Origin of the sequence: Akkermansia sp. GGCC_0220 (genome assembly GCF_017566105.1) — a bacterium.
Lineage (GTDB): Bacteria > Verrucomicrobiota > Verrucomicrobiia > Verrucomicrobiales > Akkermansiaceae > Akkermansia > Akkermansia massiliensis.
Window position 1 is genome coordinate 94,635 of record NZ_JABFCI010000009.1, and the last position, 17,945, is coordinate 112,579.

Annotated in this window: 12 protein-coding genes and 1 tRNA gene; 7 read left to right on the plus strand and 6 right to left on the minus strand. The window is 60.1% G+C overall.

The genetic code is table 11. From position 1 onward, the window contains the following. Positions 1-125 precede the first annotated feature (125 nt). The 4 genes from HJW02_RS08155 to HJW02_RS08170 all read left to right on the plus strand — a co-directional run bounded on the left by HJW02_RS08155 (position 126) and on the right by HJW02_RS08170 (position 4,807). A complete protein-coding gene (locus HJW02_RS08155) occupies positions 126-809 on the plus strand; it encodes a prepilin-type N-terminal cleavage/methylation domain-containing protein (RefSeq protein WP_022397614.1) in 684 nt (227 codons plus the stop codon). Positions 810-937: 128 nt separating this feature from the next. Beyond that, entirely contained in the window at positions 938-1,549 is a 612-nt protein-coding gene (locus HJW02_RS08160; protein WP_102722842.1) for a hypothetical protein, read from the plus strand. Positions 1,550-1,717: 168 nt separating this feature from the next. Next, positions 1,718-3,289, plus strand: a complete 1,572-nt coding sequence (locus tag HJW02_RS08165; RefSeq protein WP_102722841.1) for an arylsulfatase — start codon at positions 1,718-1,720, stop codon at positions 3,287-3,289. A 627-nt stretch (positions 3,290-3,916) separates the two neighbouring features. Then, on the plus strand, positions 3,917-4,807 hold the full coding sequence (locus tag HJW02_RS08170; RefSeq protein WP_102722840.1) for a hypothetical protein: 891 nt from the start codon (positions 3,917-3,919) through the stop codon (positions 4,805-4,807). A gap of 187 nt (positions 4,808-4,994) precedes the next feature. On the opposite strand, the gene HJW02_RS08175 is transcribed toward HJW02_RS08170, so the two are convergent. The 4 genes from HJW02_RS08175 to HJW02_RS08190 all read right to left on the minus strand — a co-directional run bounded on the left by HJW02_RS08175 (position 4,995) and on the right by HJW02_RS08190 (position 6,709). Continuing rightward, positions 4,995-5,070: transfer RNA gene (locus HJW02_RS08175), tRNA-Lys, on the minus strand. An 85-nt stretch (positions 5,071-5,155) separates the two neighbouring features. Beyond that, entirely contained in the window at positions 5,156-5,587 is a 432-nt protein-coding gene (locus HJW02_RS08180; protein ID WP_102722839.1) for a thioesterase family protein, read from the minus strand. 39 nt (positions 5,588-5,626) lie between these two features. Continuing rightward, complete coding sequence (locus HJW02_RS08185; RefSeq protein WP_102722838.1) at positions 5,627-6,376, minus strand: ComF family protein; 750 nt, start codon at positions 6,374-6,376, stop codon at positions 5,627-5,629. A gap of 30 nt (positions 6,377-6,406) precedes the next feature. Beyond that, complete coding sequence (locus HJW02_RS08190) at positions 6,407-6,709, minus strand: hypothetical protein (RefSeq protein ID WP_102722837.1); 303 nt, start codon at positions 6,707-6,709, stop codon at positions 6,407-6,409. Between the two features lie 85 nt (positions 6,710-6,794). On the opposite strand from HJW02_RS08190, the gene mazG reads away from it, so the two are divergent. Further along, positions 6,795-7,604, plus strand: coding sequence for a nucleoside triphosphate pyrophosphohydrolase (mazG, locus tag HJW02_RS08195; RefSeq protein WP_102722836.1), 810 nt, complete (start codon positions 6,795-6,797; stop codon positions 7,602-7,604). A gap of 106 nt (positions 7,605-7,710) precedes the next feature. Here the strand turns inward: mazG and HJW02_RS08200 are convergent, their stop codons facing one another. Then, positions 7,711-14,403, minus strand: a complete 6,693-nt coding sequence (locus HJW02_RS08200) for an autotransporter-associated beta strand repeat-containing protein (protein WP_208050627.1) — start codon at positions 14,401-14,403, stop codon at positions 7,711-7,713. Positions 14,404-14,677: 274 nt separating this feature from the next. After that, entirely contained in the window at positions 14,678-15,007 is a 330-nt protein-coding gene (locus HJW02_RS08205; RefSeq protein ID WP_022397624.1) for a hypothetical protein, read from the minus strand. Between the two features lie 125 nt (positions 15,008-15,132). Here HJW02_RS08205 and HJW02_RS08210 point away from each other — a divergent pair, with 125 nt between their 5' ends. Next, the gene (locus HJW02_RS08210) at positions 15,133-16,191 is read left to right on the plus strand and encodes a ribonuclease D (RefSeq protein ID WP_180971010.1); all 1,059 of its coding nucleotides are present in this window, start codon (positions 15,133-15,135) and stop codon (positions 16,189-16,191) included. Positions 16,192-16,374: 183 nt separating this feature from the next. Beyond that, a complete protein-coding gene (locus HJW02_RS08215) occupies positions 16,375-17,682 on the plus strand; it encodes a carbohydrate porin (protein WP_102722179.1) in 1,308 nt (435 codons plus the stop codon). Positions 17,683-17,945 lie beyond the last annotated feature (263 nt).

The window sequence follows — 17,945 nt, forward strand, 5'->3', positions numbered from 1 at the left end:
CCTGCGGGCCGGTCCTTCACGGGACCGGCCCTTTTCATTTCCGGAGCTCCGTCCGGCGCTTTTCGCCCCAGGGCGCAGTTTCTGCCTTTTCAAGCGGCGGCAATCGTGCATAATGGCGGGAAATCATGAAAGCCCGCTTACTCCCCTCACGCAGCAAAGGTTTCACGCTTATTGAAGTTCTCGTGGTCATCGCCATCATCGCCCTGCTGGCTGGCGTATCCTACAGCATTTATTCCCATGCTACGGAGACTGCGGCCAGAACGCGCTGCACGGACAACCTGCGCCGCATCAGCGACTGGGGCAAGGAATTCGCAGGCCAGAACGGCGGGAAGCTGCCCTCCAGCGGCATGAAGGACAGCCTTCTGACCGCCAGGGAGTGCCGGAACTGGTGGGACGCCCTGGCCCCCATCGTGAACGCAGAACAGCCCGACCTGATCGCCCGGAGCGACAAGGAGCCGAACATGCTTCCGGACACCTTCCGCTGCAAGAATGACAACCGGCCGGAAATCCTCGCGGCGGAAGATTCCATCCTTCCCGCCAGCCCGGACACCATTTCCTACACCAGCTGGCTGGACAACCGGAAGGGACGCCCCATGAACGTGGCGCGCGGGCAGGCCCTGCGCGGCAAGCCCTGGATCAGCGACGGCATTCCGCTTGACGGGCGCAGCGTCATCACGGAGCAGGACTTTGAGGAAATCGTGGTCCCGGCCCTGGAACGTCATCAGGGAGGCATCATGGTGCTTTACGCGGACGGGAAAATCACCCCTGTGGAGGATCCCACGTTTGAAAAAGTCACCCAAGGCTCCTGAGCCTGCGTTCCTCCGCCGGCTGCGGGGGAATTCCAGCGGCCTGACGCCGGGAATCCGATGGAATTTTCTTCTCTCTCCCGCTGATTCGCCTTTACGAAGCCGGGATAATCATTAAGGTTAGCGTTCAGATGAACCAGCACGCTCCCTTCCTGCATCCGTATGATGGAATGATACCGCTGCCCGTGGCGGGATATGTCCTGGGCGCCGTTCTGCTGCTGGTTCACCTTTACGCACTGGTAAAAAGGCAGCAGGTGCAGGCCTTTCTGCTGGCCTCCCCGCGCAACCACCTGCTGGCCCAGGTTCTGCTGGCCATCGGCCTGTTCTGGTTCTTCCTGCTGGTGGCTCCGGAAGGGCTGGGCGTGCTGAGTTATTTCCGGGTAGGGCTGGCGGAGTTTGAAGGCATCCGCTGGCTACTCCAGCTTGCGTGTCCCGTTTTCCTGGTGCTGATGGTCACCCAGGTGAAAAACCTGCTCTTTCCGCGGGCGCTCGGCATCTTCGGCCTGATGGTGGCGGCCCCTCTTCTCAGCGCGGCCTTCCTCCAGGACCCGGTCACCAGGCTGCTCATCCCCATCTGGTGCTACATTGTCATTTTCCTTTCCCTCCTCTGGATAGGCAAGCCCTACCTGTACCGTGACATGGTGAACAAGATATGCTCCAAACCGGCCTGGTGGACGCCCCTCTGCCTGGGCGGCATGGCCTACGGAGCCGCCATTCTGCTCTGCGCCGTCCTGTGGTGGTAGCAGACGCATTTTTTCCGGCGCACCATATCCGCCCACCCGGCTTTTTCCGGAGGAATTCCCGGTCGCGCAAGCTGTCCGGGCCAACAGGGAAGACAGCTTTCCTTTTCCAGCCTCCGGGCAGGATCCGTCCGCGGGCCTGCCTGCTTTATCATACACCCCGTTCCTCCCATGCGTTTCATTCCAAGTTTCCCCCTCCTGGCCTGCATGGCCCTCTGGCTGCTCTCCCCTGTCCCCTCCCCGGCGGACAAGCCCAACATCGTCCTCATCCTGGCTGACGACATGGGATGGTCCGACCTGGGCTGCTACGGCTCGGAAATCCCCACTCCCCATCTGGACTCCCTCGCCGCACAGGGCATGCTGGCTACACGGTGCTACACGGCTTCCCGCTGCTCCCCCTCCCGCGCCTCCATCATGACCGGCTGCGAGCCCCACAAGGTGGACGTAGGGCTGCTGGACGACGACAGCGGACGCCCCGGCTACCGCGGGCGGCTGAATCCGGATATCCCCACCCTCCCTGAACTCCTGAAAAAAGCGGGATACCGTACCTACCTTTCCGGAAAATGGCATCTGGGGAAAGTCCGCGGAACCTACCCCTGGGACCGCGGCTTCGACCGTTCCCGCGGCCTGCTGGGAGGCGCGGCGGATTACTACAAGCCCATGCCGGACCGCCCCTTCGGAGAAGACGGAAAATTGCTCCGTCCGGAGGACCTGCCGGAGGATTTCTACATGACGGAAGACATCACCCAAACGGCCCTGGCCTACATTGACGACGCCGCCAAAAGCAAAAAACCCTTCTTCCTCTACGTGGCTTACACGGCCCCGCACACCCCCCTTCAGGCCCCCCGGGAGGAAATAGAAAAAATGCTGCCGTCCTACCGCGGAAAATCTCCGCATGCCATCGCCTCCAAGAGGCTGGAAAAACAAAAACAGCTCGGAATCGTCCCTCCCTCCGCCAAGCTGGGCATGGCCGGAAAATTCAATCCTTCCGGCTATGAAAAGACCACAGCAGAGCGCAAGGACTACCTTTCCAGGTGCATGGCCACCTACGCCGCCCAAATCTCCATCATGGACCGCGGCATAGGCCGCATCCTTGCGTCCCTGGACCGCCACCGCCTCAGCGGCAACACGATCGTCATGTTCCTGTCAGACAACGGCGCAACGGCGGAAATGCCCCAGAACAACAGGAACAAGAAAACCGTTCTTCCCATCGGTCCGCTGGGGGAAGCCGGCTGCCGGGACGGGTACGGCCCCATGTGGGCGGCCGTGTCCAACACCCCCTACCGCCAGTATAAGATTGAGACCTTTGACGGCGGCTTGTCCGCGCCTTTCATCATCCGCTACCCTTCCAGAATCCGTCCCGGCGCGCGCTATCACTCCCCCTTCCTGCTTCAGGATCTCGCCCCCACCTGCCTGGCGTGGGCCCAGCTTCCGGTTCCCGTCCACATGGACGGCAAGCCGCTCAACGCCTACTGGGCCAATCCCGGAAAGCTTCCTCCGTCCAGGGTATGGGACTACATTCCCGGCACCTGCCCTTCCCGCACCATTTTCTGGGAGCACCAGAGGAACCGCGCGGCCCTGACCAGCCAATTCAAGCTGGTGGCTCCCAACCGCGGCCCCTGGCAGGTATACGACATCAGGGACAGGACGGAACAAAAAAACCTCGCTTCCAGGCACCAGCCGCTTATTGAACAACTGTCCGCACAGTACAGGAAGTGGGCAGAAGAAAACCATGCCGAATAATGCGGCACGGCGGGTAGCCTGGCAGGCGCGCACGGAACATTACCGCGGCAGGGTTTTTCCAGGGGCAAGCCCTGACGTTCCGGCACCGCAGCCACCGGAGCCGTAACCCGCATCATTTCCGGTAAAAAGCCGGAAGAATATTTGTTCCCCCCCCTTGATATCCGGGGGCCCATTCACCATTCCTTTTCCCCATCCGGATATTGACGGACAATTCCGCAAGGAGTCCGGCCCTCCGGACGGAGCTTGCTCCGGCTCTCCATGCTTTTACCCTGTAAACAAAGATATTCCATGAATCAAAATAAAACACATCAAAACACTGCGATTTAACAAATCGTTTCCCAAATGGAAAACTCTTATTTTTTCCTAACAATTATTGGAACAAAGGAAGCCTTATCATTCAAAGAAATATCGTATTAGAATGCTTCTAAATTAACAAAAAACTCATTGATTATAAATAAACTTAATTTAAGATGGCATAAGAAAAAATCTCTCCGCTTCCTGCTTTCATTCCGCACCATTTCAACCTTCAATATGGAATATTTTTGATAATCAACAAATAACACACCTTTAACAAGACTTGTACAGCATCACCTTCTTTTCAACCAACCTTTCTCCCGCATCTTTCTTATGTTCAAAGAGCCCTCCTTCCTCAAAAAAGCAAACCTGTTCCAGCCCATCCTGGTCGTTGTGATCTCCATCATCGGAGGGACGCCCATGGAAGGCGCCAACACGGGAAAAATCGTCCTGCTGGTTATCCTGGGCGCCGCTTTCATCGTGTGGCACGTGGAATGCCAGAGGCTGATCAACAGGAACCGGGAGATGAAGAAACAGGCCTGCACGCTGAAAAACCGCAGTGCGGCTCTTTACAAAAAAACCTACGCCGCCCTCAGCGGGGAATATGAAAACTTCGCCAACAAGCTGAATGGAGAAGACCGCCGGGAGAAAAAAGCGGACGGCTCCCGCGCAACGACGGAAAGCTTCAACTCCGCCTGCCTGTTCCTGTGTTCCACCATCGCCGCAGCCCTGGCCGAATATAAAAGCTCCCTCATCTTTGAAGTGCTTTACATCCAGGCGGAGTGGCAGCAGGGCCAGACCTTCCTGCGCGTCACAGGCTACGCGCAGGGAGAACACAATAACGACATCCCCTCTCTGCTGGCCCAGCCTCCGCGGCCCGTGACGGGAACTCCCTCCATGCTGGATGAACAATTGTTCGCTGAACGCCATCTCAGCCCCGTGGTCCTCTCCGGCCCGGCGGAAGTGCGGCGCAGCTTCTTCCGGAAGCGCAACCAGCCCCCGGAGGAAAAATACATGCAATACCTCGCCATCCCCGTCCTGAGCAGGAGGAACGAAATCATCGGCCTCATTGAAGTCTCCGTTAAAAAAAATCCGTTCATCTTCCCGGTGGTCATGCTGGAAACCCACGAACTGGCCGACATCCGATCATGGCTGTACCATTTGAAAGACCATTTCCTGCTGTTCCATGAAATAGAACGCGCCGTCCGGCATGATTTGCCCTGATGGACATCCCCGCCCGGTTCCGTCTTTCCGTTCCGCCGGCGGCCTCACGGACCGGGCAGCACGGCAATACCCATTCCCATGCTCATTGGATGGTGGAACACCACGTTCCCGCCCGTTTTCCGGCTACCTCAAAAAAGAAACTCCGCCCGGAAATACTTCCTGCGGAGTTTCAACGTATGAAAGGGAATGGTACTTGGACCGGGACTCGAACCCGGGACCAATAGATTAAAAGTCTACTGCTCTACCAACTGAGCTACCCAAGCACTTACCCTTGCTGGAAGGGCGGAGGCAGTAAACACCACGCCCCCTTTCATGGCAAGCGCAAAATGGAAGACGGACAAAAAAAGATCAGGATTCCATGTATTCCTGCCACCGCGCACGCCATTCAGCTGGAATGCGCGCGGGGCGCCCCTGGGGCATCCGGACCAGGGCCAGCTGTTGATGGGCCCTCACCAGAAGATCGTTGTTGGAGGCGCGGCGCATTTCAAAATCGCACCAGAACCGGGCCCGTTCCACGGATTGCAGCCATCCCGTCGTCAGAATGGTGTCCCCCAGCACGGCGGGGCGTACGTAGTCGATTTCATGGCGGACCACCACGGCGAACTGCTGCAAATCGCTCATGGTTTTGTAATCCATGCCCAATTTGGCTCCCAGCTTGGTGCGGCAGGCTTCAATCATGCGCAGGTAGGCCAAGTTATGAACCACTCCGCCGCAGTCCGTATCATAAAACATGACTTCGTCTTCCGTATGAAACATCAGCTCCGGATTCATGACTGCCATTGTAGGAAGGAAACGGTGAAGCTGAAAGGAAATTCCGGTTCAGCCATGCCATGCATGGTGCGTCCGCGCCAGCGTCAGCACGCAAACGGAAGCCGCCCCGGCCCGGAGCAGCAGATGCGCGCAGGCGTCCGCCGTAGCCCCGGTCGTAAAAACGTCATCCACCAGCAGCACGTCCCTTCCCGCGACGGGATGACGTTTGATTCTTTTTTCATCCGCGGCATAAATCCTGCGGGCGTGCCTGAGCCGCTGCTTCCGCGCCAGGCTGGCCTGGGGCAGCCGGTCAGGCAGGCGTTTCAGCACCCCGGCACAGGGCCAGCCCAGTTCTCTCCCCAGCAGCGCCGCCAGTTCCTGCGCCTGGTTGTACCCCCTCCGCACCAGCTTGCGGCGGTGCATGGGCACGGGAACGAGCAGGCGCTTTTTTCCTCCGAACCAGTGGGGATTTCCGCGCACGGCCTCCGCCATCATCCGCGCGAAGGTTCCGGCCAGATGAACGGCCCCCGCATATTTGAAGGCCAGCAGAAGCTCCCTCAATGCCCCTTCGTTCACGTATGCGGCGCGGGCTTCCTCAAAGGACGGAGCCGTTTCCGCACAGCGGGCGCATAACCCGGACGGGATGAAGGAGCCTTCCGCAGGTTCTCCGCAAACGGCGCAGCAGGGAGGTTCAATGGGCACGAAACGCTCCCGGCATTCCGGACAAACATGGCAGCCGTCCAGTCCGCCCCGTCCGCACAACTCACAGACGAAGGGGTACACCCAGGAGAGCCATTCCCTGAAAACCGCTTCCAGCATCCCCGGCACGGCAGAAGTTGAAGGGCGTTCCTACTGCCCGTCCTCCCCATCGGGAGAACCGGGTTCCTCCTCTTCCGGCATGTCTTCCAGAAGCTTGTCTATGGCTTCAATGAAACGCCACGGACAGCGTTTGCGCTGGTACTTGCGCCAGAGCACGTCGCGCAGGGTCACCCAGTGCGCCCGCGTGAATTCCACATGTTCCCATTCCACATCGTCACGTTCCGCACGGCCCACCTTGGGGGCGCATTCCAGCTTCCATTTGCTGGCGTGGTGGCATGCCCTGTATACCAGGGTGCCTTCTTCCGTGCGTTCTTTCCACGTGTGAACTTCCATGGGGGCGAGTGTAGGGAAGAACCGTTCCGGGTAAAGAGGAATTTTTGCTAGTCATCCGCCCTTGCGCGATTAGTATGGCTCCGTCATGAACGACACTGAAATGATCGAATGCCGCGAGCCTGCCCTTCAAATGCAGCGCCTCATCGCCATCATGAAACGCCTGCGCGCTCCCCAGGGCTGCCCCTGGGACGCGGAACAGACCCACCACTCCCTGATTTCCAACATGATCGAGGAGGCCTATGAAGTGGTGGACACCATCCAGAGGGACGACTGGGAGCAGATGCGGGAGGAGCTGGGCGACGTTCTGCTTCAAGTGGTTTTTCATGCGGAGATCGCCCAGGAGGCGGGGCGTTTCAATTTCAACGATGTGGCCGCGGAAGTGAGTGAAAAGCTCGTCCGCCGCCATCCCCACGTGTTTGCCCAGTCCACGGCAGACACGACGGATGCCGTGCTGGCCCAGTGGGACAAGATCAAACGCCAGGAAAAAGGCGCGGAGGCCACCCCGTACCTTCATGGAACGGGCAAGGGGCTGCCGCCCATGCTCCGCGCCTGGAAGCTCCAGAAAAAAGCCGCCAAAGCGGGGTTTGACTGGGCGGACGCCCAGGGCGCCCTGGACAAGGTGAAGGAGGAAACCGCGGAGTGTGAGGAGATCCTTCCCGTGCCGGAGGAAGATCCGCACGTCACGGAAGAACTGGGGGACCTCCTGTTTTCCGTAGTCAACCTGTGCCGGAAGAAGGGAATAGACCCGGAAACGGCCATGGCCGGAGCGAACAGGAAGTTTGAACGGCGTTTCAATGAAATGGAACGCCTGCTTGCCAAAGACGGCCTTTCCCTGGAAGAAGTCTCCCTGGACGCCATGGAGGAACGCTGGCAGCAGGCGAAGTCCGCCCAATAAAGTATTTCCATTTCCCGGACCGGGCCTTGTTCCGGTTCTCCGTTTTGCCTTTTCCGGCGCCGTCTGCATGATTCATGCGCGCGGCGCCGGAATGTTTTTCAGGAGTTCAGCTCCTGCGGCGGCGCAGCAGCAGCGCGCCCAGGCCCAGCAAGGCTACGGAGGCCGTACCGGGTTCGGGAACCGTGCGCACCAGCGTCACCACGCCGTCGCGCATCCAGGAGTCCCCGTTTGCCAGGATGAAGCCGGCGTTTTTCAGGGCGGCGTCATAAAGGACGGTGGCCAGGGAGTAATCCCCGCTGAAGGCATTGGTGAGGGAGCCGTCATACAGCAAGAAGTTGATGGTGCTCACACGGGCTTCCACCAGTTTTTCAATCAGGCTGCCGGAGCACTCCGTCAGCAGCAGGTTCACGCCGCCGGAGAAGTCCACGGAGGCCTGCCCGGCCCCGGTAATCAGCGCATTGGTCGTCCACGCATCGGGAGCTGTCATGGAAAAGTTGCCGTCCGCATAGCTGATGTTCAGGTTCGGCACGGAATCCGTTGTGGAAACGCCAGTGACGGCCAGGGAGGAAAACGCGCCCAGCCTGATGCCGGAATCCGCCGCATGAATGAGCATGTCCGTCACGCGGGCCTCCTGCCCTGCGGCCACCTCCAGCACGGAGCCGGAGAATTCCGTATGGGCCAGCGCCGCTCCCGTCCTGACGTTCACGTTGACGCCGTTGAACAGGGCGCGGGCCGCGGAGCCTGCTCCCTGCACGATTCCCGCTCCGGCGGAAGAACCTAGAAAAGCCCGCTCCACCGTGGAGGAGGCGGCCCCGGTGCGGGCCGTCACCGCCACGGAAATATCGGAGAGGGAGGAAGAGTTCAGCGTATTGACGGAGGCTCCCGCTCCCGCCAGCTTCACGGAAGCGGCGTAGGAAACCGTTCCGGCCTTCACGTCCAGTCGGGAAGCCGCTCCCTGGAGTTCGACTCCGGCTTTCGTATTGAGCGCGCCCGCATGCGCCAGCTCCAGCGCGGCATGGTCCGTTACCTGGTAGATCCCGTCCCAGGTGTTGGCCGCGCCCAGCACCACGCGGCCGTTTTTGCCTGCATTGCCGTTCTTGACGATGATGGTCCCGGAGGCGCCGCCGGGCTTGACGGTTCCGTTGAGCGTCATGACATGGCTGTTTCCGGAGGCCGTCATGGAGTCCGGATCGTAACCCGTCGTATCCAGCACAAAGGCCTTCCCTCCGGCGTTCACCACCATTTCATTCTCATTGCTCCAGTCCGCGTCCAGCATGCCCAGCACGCCTCCGCCGTTCAGAAGAATCGTATTGCCGGTTTTCTGAACTCCGTCTTCCGTGTAGGGAGTCCCGGTCAGGGAACCAAAGCCGGAGCCCAGGCGCAGAACGCCGCCGTCGTTGACCTGCACGTCATAATCGTACAGCCCCTGCCATTCGTCATGGCCCACCACCAGATTGCCATCCTGCGCCACGCTCAATTCCCCGGCCAGCAGAAGAGTGTTTACCACCTTGAGGGAACCCGCGTCAATTTGCAGGGAAGCCAGGCGCGCATTCCCCACCGTCTGGGAAAAGATGCCCGTCTTCACCAGGCTGATGTAGCCGGACTCATGGCGCAGGCCCGTATCATACATGTCGATGTACTGCCCAAAGCCCACATTGCCGCAATAAATCCGGTCCTGCGTCCCCACCGCCAGGAAAAGGGTGGTGGAGGAATCGCGCCCCGCGCTGGCTTCCGTGGTCACGAAGGAAGCCTCATCCTGCCCCATGATGCCGGCCAGGGTGATGTGATGGACGTCCTCCACGGAATCAAGATGCAGTATCGTGCTCTGCACACCATTCAGGCTTAAATCAAAACCGGCTTCTTCCCACGTGTTCCGGTCCAGGCAAGCCTGCACCGTTCCCTGGCCGTCCTGCGTCCCGCTCATGCTGATCTTTCCATGGAATTTGGAGCCGTCATCCAGCTGGAAAACGGTCTGGCCGCTGCCGTTGGCATGCTGCAGGACAAGGTTGGCGGTGGAATCCCCCCGGACCGTGGAAATGACGCCACCGATCACCCTGTCCGTATGGGACACCGTCACCACGGAATCCTCCGCCACCGTCAGCAGGTTATTCAGCAGAGCCACCTTCTGGATAAAGCCCCCGCTCTGGTAGTCCAGCGCCAGGGAGGTGCCGTCAAACATCCGGATTTCCCCGGTCCCCAGGGCTCCGGCATCCCTCATGACTACCCTGCCGCCGTTGATTTCCGTTCCGCCGGAATACGTGTTGGCCGTCTCCATCACCAGGGTTCCTGCTCCCTCCTTGGTCAGAATGGTTTTCCAGTTGCTGGTTTCATAGTCATCCGGAAGCTCCCCGTCCGCAATCAGGCCTCCGTCCGCATGGGCGCGGAAGATGTAGTTGACGTCATCCTTCACGCGGATGGAGGCGGGGCGCACTTCCCCCCTGATGAGCACCACGTTGTAATCCTTTCCTTCCTCCCTTTCCACCATTCCTGTTTTCCCGGCTCCTTCCGCGCCGAAGGCCACATGGTAGGTATCCCGGTAAAAGCCATTAAGGCCCAGATTTTTGTCCAGGCCCTCCAGCCAGTGGTTGCGGTCGGTCCCCTCCCCTTCGGGCAATTCATTGGCAAACCAGACGTTGTCCGTGGCGGCCACGTATTCCCCCTCGCTCCGGTTTTCCCCGTTGTACCAGGTGCGGATGGGCGTATTGGTCACCGTCATGACCAGGTTCAGATTGTCCCCGGAAACCTTGATGATGCCGAACCACCCGTTCCCGATGGAAATCGTGCGGGTTTGAAAGCCGCCCAGCGCCCCGTCCACGTAAATGCCGCTTTCCGTCGTCGCCAGATAATATTTTTTGTCAACCGTGTCCGTTTCTCCAAAATCGTATCCCCCGAAACGCACCAGGATGTCGCCGTTCAGGTTCAACCTGCCGGAATCAGCGATGTCCTCCAGCCCCTTGACGGCCAGCAGGGGATGCTCCTGCAGTTCGGAAGGCAGGATGGAGCAGTCAAAATACAGGAAGGAGGAATCAGATACCGTCACGGAACCGTTCACCACCGCCGTTTCAGGAACCGCAACGGCCCCTGCCTCCGTACCGGCGTTTACGGTCCTGTCCGTCACGATGTGGAGCGCATAACCGGGATTGATGGTCATGCCTCCCCCCGCTGCGCCCCACTCCTGCGCCGTGCCGTCGGAGGCGATGCCCCGCGTCACTCCCAGATTCAGGTTGGTTCCTCCGTACAGGACGGCGCTCGTTTTCACGTTGAGGCTGTTGAAGCCCAGCGTCCCCTCCTGGAGCACCAGGCGGTTGACCGTGGCCGTATGAATGTACTGGGCTCCCGCGCCCGTCTTGGTCAGGGAAAGGGTTTCCCTGCTTGCGGCCGTCACCTTGCCGGAGGTAGCGGAACCATACGTGGATGCCGTCCCGAAGACGCCGGCAAAATACAGTTTTTCCGTACCGTCCACATCCAGCGTCAGCGTACTGTTGGAGTTGGTCAGCACGCGCAGCGTATCCACTTCGCTCCCCACGGTGCAAGTCTTGCCGTAATACTCGCTGTCCTGCGTTTTCCCGATCAAATCCCCTTGCAGCCCCGCCAGAACGGCATCCTTCTGCACCAGCAGGATGTGGTAAAGGTCCATGCGTTCCTTTCCTTCAAAAGCGGTGCCGTTGTCCGCCGCGTTCACGGTATGGGCGCGGGTCAGGTCCACCTTGGCGTTCCGCAGCGCATCGTCTTCCACGATGAGCTGTACGGCGCCGGGCTTCCGGATGGCCAGGATGTCGTTGTTGGCATCCGCATTGGCGGGGGAGTCCGCCTCGGAATACAGAATGTAGTTGTCCAGCTTGACCGTGCCGGTGAAATTGGACTTCTCCCCCGGGGCCAGGCTTTCATCGCAGATGTGGAACATGCTTACCCACTTGTCCTGGCCGCCCGCCGTCGTGGAGGTATAGCCCATCAGCGTCAGTTCCCCATAGCCGTCCAGCCTGCCGGTCAGGGACAGCGTGCGCCAGTGGCGGGAAGTTAGGTAATCCCACTGGTAGCCGGAGGAACCTGCGCCGGGCAGGTCTTCCTTCTCCGCCAGGGAAAGGGGGGAGTAGCCGATGACCACCTTCGCCGTGTCCTTGGAGGACGTCCCGATCCGGATGTTGTTGGCAATGGAGGGGTTGCGGTAAGAGGAATCCAGCTCCGTGGCAAAGGGGTAGTTGACATACAGTTCCGTTCCGTCCGCCATGCGGATATCCCCGGCGCCCAGGGCTCCTTCACGGGCGGCCAGAATACTGCCCTCACGGATTTCCGTTCCGCCGGAAAAAGTATTGCCGGTAGCCAGGGTAAGCATGCCTGCGCCCTCCTTGACCAGCTCGCCCGCGTGGTCCGGTCCGGCGTCCGCAATGCTGCCTGCGCCGCCGTCCGCGGCGTGGAAGACATAGCCCATGCCGCCGTTCGCCTCCTTGTCCACGGAGACTGTCAGGCTGGAGACGCGCACCGTTCCGTCAAGGATGACGTCAAAGCTGTCCACGGCATGACCGGATAAATCCTGCATGCCGAAGAAGACTTCACGCTCCCCGTTGCGGAACGTCAGGCCGCCTTCCCACGGGCTGGAGCCCGCCGCCCCGTCGGACCACACGCTGCCGTCCGGAACCTTGGACCCGTTCCCCTGCCAGACGTAGTAATTGAACTTGTCCGCGTCAAAATAGGTGCCTTCCAGGGAAGTGGAATCCAGCCCGGTTACGAGCATCTGCCATTGGCCTCCCCCCTGCACATTCAGGGTCAGTCCGCTGTAAACGTCCAGCTCCCGGTAAATCCAGCTGCCGTCGGCATTCCTGCCCGTGGCGTACCTGACCTTTTCCCGCTGCACGGCGTCCGCAAAGGACAGGGTGTTCCCCTCCGTCACGGAAACCAGCTTGCGGGATTCTCCGGATTGAATGCCGGATTCGGGCATGATTACCGTCAGCAGGCAGCCCTCCGCAAATTGCACGGAAGAATCCAGTTGAAACGTTCCGTCCACATCCAGAACCAGTCCCTTGTTGAAGACAAGCGTTCCGGCGGACCGCCAGTTCATTCCCCCCAGCCGGGAAGCCGCTTCATGGTAATCCAGCGCGAGGGCGGCCCCTGCCGCAATGTCCAGCAAGCCGCCGGAGGAAGTGGAAAAGGAATTCCCTACGGTCAGGGCCCCATCCGCCCCCAGGCGGAAAACGCCGCCCTGAATGTCCAGACTGCCCAGCCGGCCAGAATAAACGGTTTGCTCCCCGCTTCCCTTCTTGACCAGATTGATGACTCCGGTGCCGTCCGCCTCCACAAGCTGGGTATTCTTGTAGCTCTCATTCTTCTCCGTCCCCACGTAGTAGCCGCCGTCCGCGCCCGCGGCGCCGATCATTCCCTTGAATTCATGGTTCTCCGCACCGTCAATGGTCAGGGTAGCGGCAGCCCCATTGCCCACCGTCACGCGGGAGGAGGAACCGGCCGTGGCCCCTTCCAGGCCGGAGATGGTCAAATCCCCCTCCAGCTTCAAAATGACCAGGGACGGAGTTCCCGCATTGCCCGTCAGCCAGCCTCCCAGCCCGGCGGGGTCCTTGCCGCCCTGGCGGATCACGGACAGGTCCATGACCGTGGCGTTCATATTCCCCGCCGCCTGAAGCTGGACGGGCGTATTATACCCTTCTGAGGAGAGGCTGGAACGCGGCGCCGCCGCCTGGACCACGCCGCTGAAACCGCTCATGTCCGCGCCCGTCAGGTCAAAAATGCTTACCCGGCTGCGGCTGGTGTTCTCAAACACCAGCGTCCCCGTACCGGAAACGGTACCCTCTAAAAAAGCCGTGCGCGCCGTAGAGCTCGTGAAGCCCAGATACACCTTGGAGCCGGGGCCGCCGTCCATCCGGATATTCAGGCCGTAATGCTTTTCCTTGTTGCCGCCGTCGCTGACATTGACGCTGTCCAGGAAAATATCTCCGGAACCTTCCATCCGCACCGTTCCGTCAAATCCTTCCTCCAGGGCAACGCTTCCACCTCCGGTCACAGTGATGTCCTGCCCCGCGCGCAGGACCGCGGCAAGGCTGCCGGGGCCGGAAACCGCAACAGCATTCTCTGCAAGATGCAACCCGGATTCCGGCTTCTCCCGGTCCCCATGGCTTTCCGCCTGTCCGTCCTCCTCCCTTGCCTCTTCCTCCCCGTCTGAAGAACCGGAATTTTCCTTCAGCGAGTCAGAAAGAGAGGGGGGGGAGGGGGGGGGGGGGGTAGGACGGCTTACCTTGAAAGAGTTATAACTCTTGGAGCGGTTATTTCCCGATACCAGGGCATTTGCCAGCACGCCGTGCACCAGTTTCACCTGCGCATCTTCGTGGCTCTGGAACGTGTATTCCTGGTCCATGTGGGAGACGGCCACCTTCTTCCGGTAAAGTTCGGCTGGCCTGCTCTTCCGCTTGAGGCTCCACTTACCTTCCGGATTCAGCGGGAAAGCGGGACTGACCAGGGCCAGACGCTCCGGTTCCGTTTTTCCGGCATTTCCGGATACCGGCTCCACGGCGGCGCTCACCATTTTTCCATGGCTGTTTTCAAAATAGAACGCGCCGGAGTCTTCCCGGAGCCCGTTCTTTCCGGCTGCATACCGCACCAGCAAACCGCCTCCCTGCTCCAGTTTTTCATAATCCGCCAGGTTCAGCAGGTATTCATTGTCATCCAGAACCACCGCGCCGTCCTCCGCCAGCGGAACTTTTTCTCCGGACCACGGCTTGCCCTCGGCCAGGGACGCTCCCGCACACATCCCCAGAACACCGACGAAACAGGTAATAAAAGCAATATTCATCATGATGACGGATAAAAAGGAGCGCGGCGTATACACCCTGGTTTTCTGGCTGTCAAATGGAATGTCTGTTTTTTCCATCCTGCTGGAACACAATACCATACCCGGAACGATCTGCCCATCTCCCGTAAAAACGGGAAAAAACGGGGCATCAGGGCGCTTCATAAAAACCGCCAGCCTTGTAAAAAAATTCCCTGCCGCAGCCCGGTTTCCCCCGGAAGCGTGAAACAAGAAACGGAAAAGGGAATGCGTGCCTCCGCGGCGGAAAAGAGGTCCGGAATCAGGCCATCATGTCCATGTTCGGATCCTTCCAGGCCGGGTCATACCCCTTGGCATAGCTGAACACATGCTTGTGCATGTATTCAAAATACTGCTCCTTCTGCATGGGGGTAAGCCGCTCCCAGATGGCCACGTTCAAGGCGCGGCACACCTTCTGCATCATTTTCAAGGTAAGCTGGCGTCCCTGCCGGGCCTTTTGAACCTGCTTGTGGGTAAGCTGTTCCGGGGAAATCTCCACCAGGTCGTGGTTGGTCAGATGCCAGCGCTTCATCAATTCGTCCAAAGGCTGTTCTCCGTGGTTGCGTCCGGTTTCTGTAGCTTCCTCTTCCATGCGCCTTTCTTCGTGCCCTATTTCCGGGAAATAGGCAATACATGATTGCCCCATCAGCACTTTTTTTGCATTTCCAGTTGCCCGGCGTGCTGATACATGGTTCAATCCCGCTCTGTTGCAATAAGATGATTAGCGAGAAAGAGGAATTACTGGAATGGCGCAAGCGCGCCACCGCACAGCCCACGGGACGGGTAGTCCTGGACCTGGAGGCAGACAGCCTGCACCGCTATCAGGAAAAGATCTGCCTGATCCAGTACGCGGATGAAACGGGCTCCTGCCTGATCGACCCTCTCTCCATTGAAGACATGGGGCCGTTTTACAACTGGCTGAAGGAAACGGAAGTCTGGATGCACGGGGCGGATTATGACATGAGCCTCTTCCAGAACGCCTGGGAAACGCTGCCCGCCATGATCTGGGATACCCAGACGGCGGCGCGCCTGCTGGGCTTCCGCCAGTTCGGGCTGGCCGCCCTGGTGGAACATTTCCACGGCGTAGCCCTGAGCAAGTCCTCCCAAAAGGCGGACTGGGCGCGGCGCCCCCTTTCCCCGACCATGGTCACCTATGCCCTGAACGACGTGAATTACATGCTGGACATGGCGGACAAACTGACGGCCGCCCTCCGGGAAAAAGGACGCATGGGCTGGTTTGAAGAGATTTGCAGGCACTCCATGGACCGAGCCCGGGAACGCCATCTGGCCGGCCATCAGGACCCCTGGCGCATCCAGGGCTGCGGCAAGCTGAACAGGAAAGGGCTGGCCGCCCTCCGGGAACTGTGGACATGGCGCGATGCGGAGGCTAAAGCGTGGGACAAGCCCGCGTTCATGGTCTGCTCCAACGCGGACCTCATCCAGTGGAGCCTGGCCCTTCAGGAACAGCGCACCGTGACTCCTCCGCCCCGCTTCCACTCCCACAGGCGCAGCCGGTTCATGGACGCCCTCCAGAAATTTTACCTGCTGGATGAAGACGACTATCCCTGCCGCCCGCGCATCCAGCGCCGCCAGCATTCCGACCAGTTTGAGGCCAATCTGGCGCGCCTGTGCAAGCTCAGGGATGAAAAGGCTGAAGAACTGGGCATGGAAGGCTCCTTCCTGATTACCCGGGCCTCCCTGGAAGCCATTGCGGAAGACAGGGAAAAAGGCGTCTCCACCCTGCTGAACTGGCAGAAGGAAGCCCTGGGCTTTTAACCGGCCCCGTCTTTCCGGCGCGCTTCCGGCATTTCCCCCTGAACCGGACCTTCCGCGGCAGAAATGCCCCGCCGGCTGCGTCATGACTCAACGGGGGTGATTTGCCGCTTTTCCTCCTCCTGCCCCATCCCTTAGGATAGGGCCCCTCCGCCCCCTGCACCACTTACCTATTCACCTGACAACATGTACCGTCCCCTCATCATCCTCGGCCTTCTGGGAGCCTTCGCCGCCCAGGGCAGACAGGCAGGAACCGAAATGCTCCGCCCGGACCAGCCGGAACCTCCGGCCCACCTGCTGGCGGACATCAATTTGCTGGGCGGGGATTACGGGGACGAAACGGCCCCCATCCCCAACGATTCCCTTACGCAGGCCCTGACCGGCCTCCACTCCAAAGCGCACCGCGCGGGACTGGAATTCCTGGTGGAAAACGCCTTTTCCTACAACTCCATCCACCACCCGGCTCCGGACAAGCCCGGCACCCAGCTCTGGTACCTGCTGCACGCCCACGCCAATTACCGCCTCATCCAGGCGCCCAGCAACCGGGAAACGTGGCTGAAACTGGAGCTTTCAGGCTCCACTGCGCTGACCGGAAAGACGTGGAGGGGCGGCAACATGAATGACGCCATCGGCCTGACGGGAGACACGCATACGGACATCTTCGGGGAAAGAATCTTCTTCCTGCCGGAAATAGCGCTCCTGCAAACCTTCAACCGGGGAAAAAGCGCCATAGTCGCGGGCGTGGTGAACCAGACGAATTATTTTGACACCAACAGCTACGCCAATTCCTCCTTCGGCCAGTTCTGCGCCTCCCCCTTCGTCAACAACCAGGTGATTCCCATGGCGGATTCCAACCTGGGCGTCATCTTCCAGCACCAGTTCCACGAGCAGTGGTACGCCATGCTGGGCGGCAACTTCACCAGCTGCCCCCAGAACGCCTCCCCGCTGAAACACACGGACGGCAAGAATTTCAACGTCCTGGCGGAACTGGCGTGGGTGCATGATTCCGGGGCCGTCAAGCTCACCCCCTTCATGGCCCGCATCAACGAACTGCCGGACGGGGAGGAAAGGAAGAACCTCCACACCGTGGCCGGCATCGCCCTGAACGTGGAGCAGCAGCTTGGCGGCAGCCCGTGGAAGGCCTTCTGCCGCGCGGGATGGAGCGATTCCACGCGGGACAACTTCTGCGGCGCCGCCGTCCAATGGTCCGGCGGCTTCGTTTGCAGCCAGCCTCTCCAGCACCTGGGCGTCTGCGAGGAGGGGGAAGCCAACCAGTTCGGCATTGCCCTGGCCGTGACCCGCCCGGACGACGGGAGCATGGCGGAAGGCCGTTCCAGAAGCAAAAAGGAAGTGGTGATGGAATGCCACTATAACATTTCCGTGACTCCCTGGTTCCTGATCCAGCCCTCCCTGCTGTGGATTTCCAACCCCGCGGGCCGGGACGACACCGGAAACGCCAGCGTCTTCCGGCTCCAAACCATCCTGACGTTTTAAGAGCCGCCGAAACCGCCGCGGAAGGCTTCCGCCCCCATGGCGGCACGGCAGACTCTCTTTTCCCCGTTGTTGATTTACCTGGAACAGGGGAGCGTCTTTCTCTACAATGCACGGCTAGTCTCTCCCGTCATGCCCTCCAACCGCCATTCATACACGGTCCTGGCAGCCGCCTGCGCCTGCGTGCTTGCCGTGTGCGCCTTCCTTTTCTGGCAGAACCGGCAGAAGAAAGACAAACTGGCGCGGCAGTACGCGGAACTTTCCAT

Bases quoted from the DNA above. Each gene is read 5' to 3' on its own strand.
- mazG (WP_102722836.1), top strand. From the start codon at position 6,795: ATGAACGACACTGAAATGATCGAATGCCGCGAGCCTGCCCTTCAAATG.
- HJW02_RS08205 (WP_022397624.1), bottom strand. From the start codon at position 15,007: ATGGAAGAGGAAGCTACAGAAACCGGACGCAACCACGGAGAACAGCCT.
- HJW02_RS08180 (WP_102722839.1), bottom strand. From the start codon at position 5,587: ATGGCAGTCATGAATCCGGAGCTGATGTTTCATACGGAAGACGAAGTC.
- HJW02_RS08210 (WP_180971010.1), top strand. From the start codon at position 15,133: ATGATTAGCGAGAAAGAGGAATTACTGGAATGGCGCAAGCGCGCCACC.
- HJW02_RS08160 (WP_102722842.1), top strand. From the start codon at position 938: ATGAACCAGCACGCTCCCTTCCTGCATCCGTATGATGGAATGATACCG.
- HJW02_RS08170 (WP_102722840.1), top strand. From the start codon at position 3,917: ATGTTCAAAGAGCCCTCCTTCCTCAAAAAAGCAAACCTGTTCCAGCCC.
- HJW02_RS08185 (WP_102722838.1), bottom strand. From the start codon at position 6,376: ATGCTGGAAGCGGTTTTCAGGGAATGGCTCTCCTGGGTGTACCCCTTC.
- HJW02_RS08190 (WP_102722837.1), bottom strand. From the start codon at position 6,709: ATGGAAGTTCACACGTGGAAAGAACGCACGGAAGAAGGCACCCTGGTA.
- HJW02_RS08165 (WP_102722841.1), top strand. From the start codon at position 1,718: ATGCGTTTCATTCCAAGTTTCCCCCTCCTGGCCTGCATGGCCCTCTGG.
- HJW02_RS08155 (WP_022397614.1), top strand. From the start codon at position 126: ATGAAAGCCCGCTTACTCCCCTCACGCAGCAAAGGTTTCACGCTTATT.
- HJW02_RS08215 (WP_102722179.1), top strand. From the start codon at position 16,375: ATGTACCGTCCCCTCATCATCCTCGGCCTTCTGGGAGCCTTCGCCGCC.
- HJW02_RS08200 (WP_208050627.1), bottom strand. From the start codon at position 14,403: ATGATGAATATTGCTTTTATTACCTGTTTCGTCGGTGTTCTGGGGATG.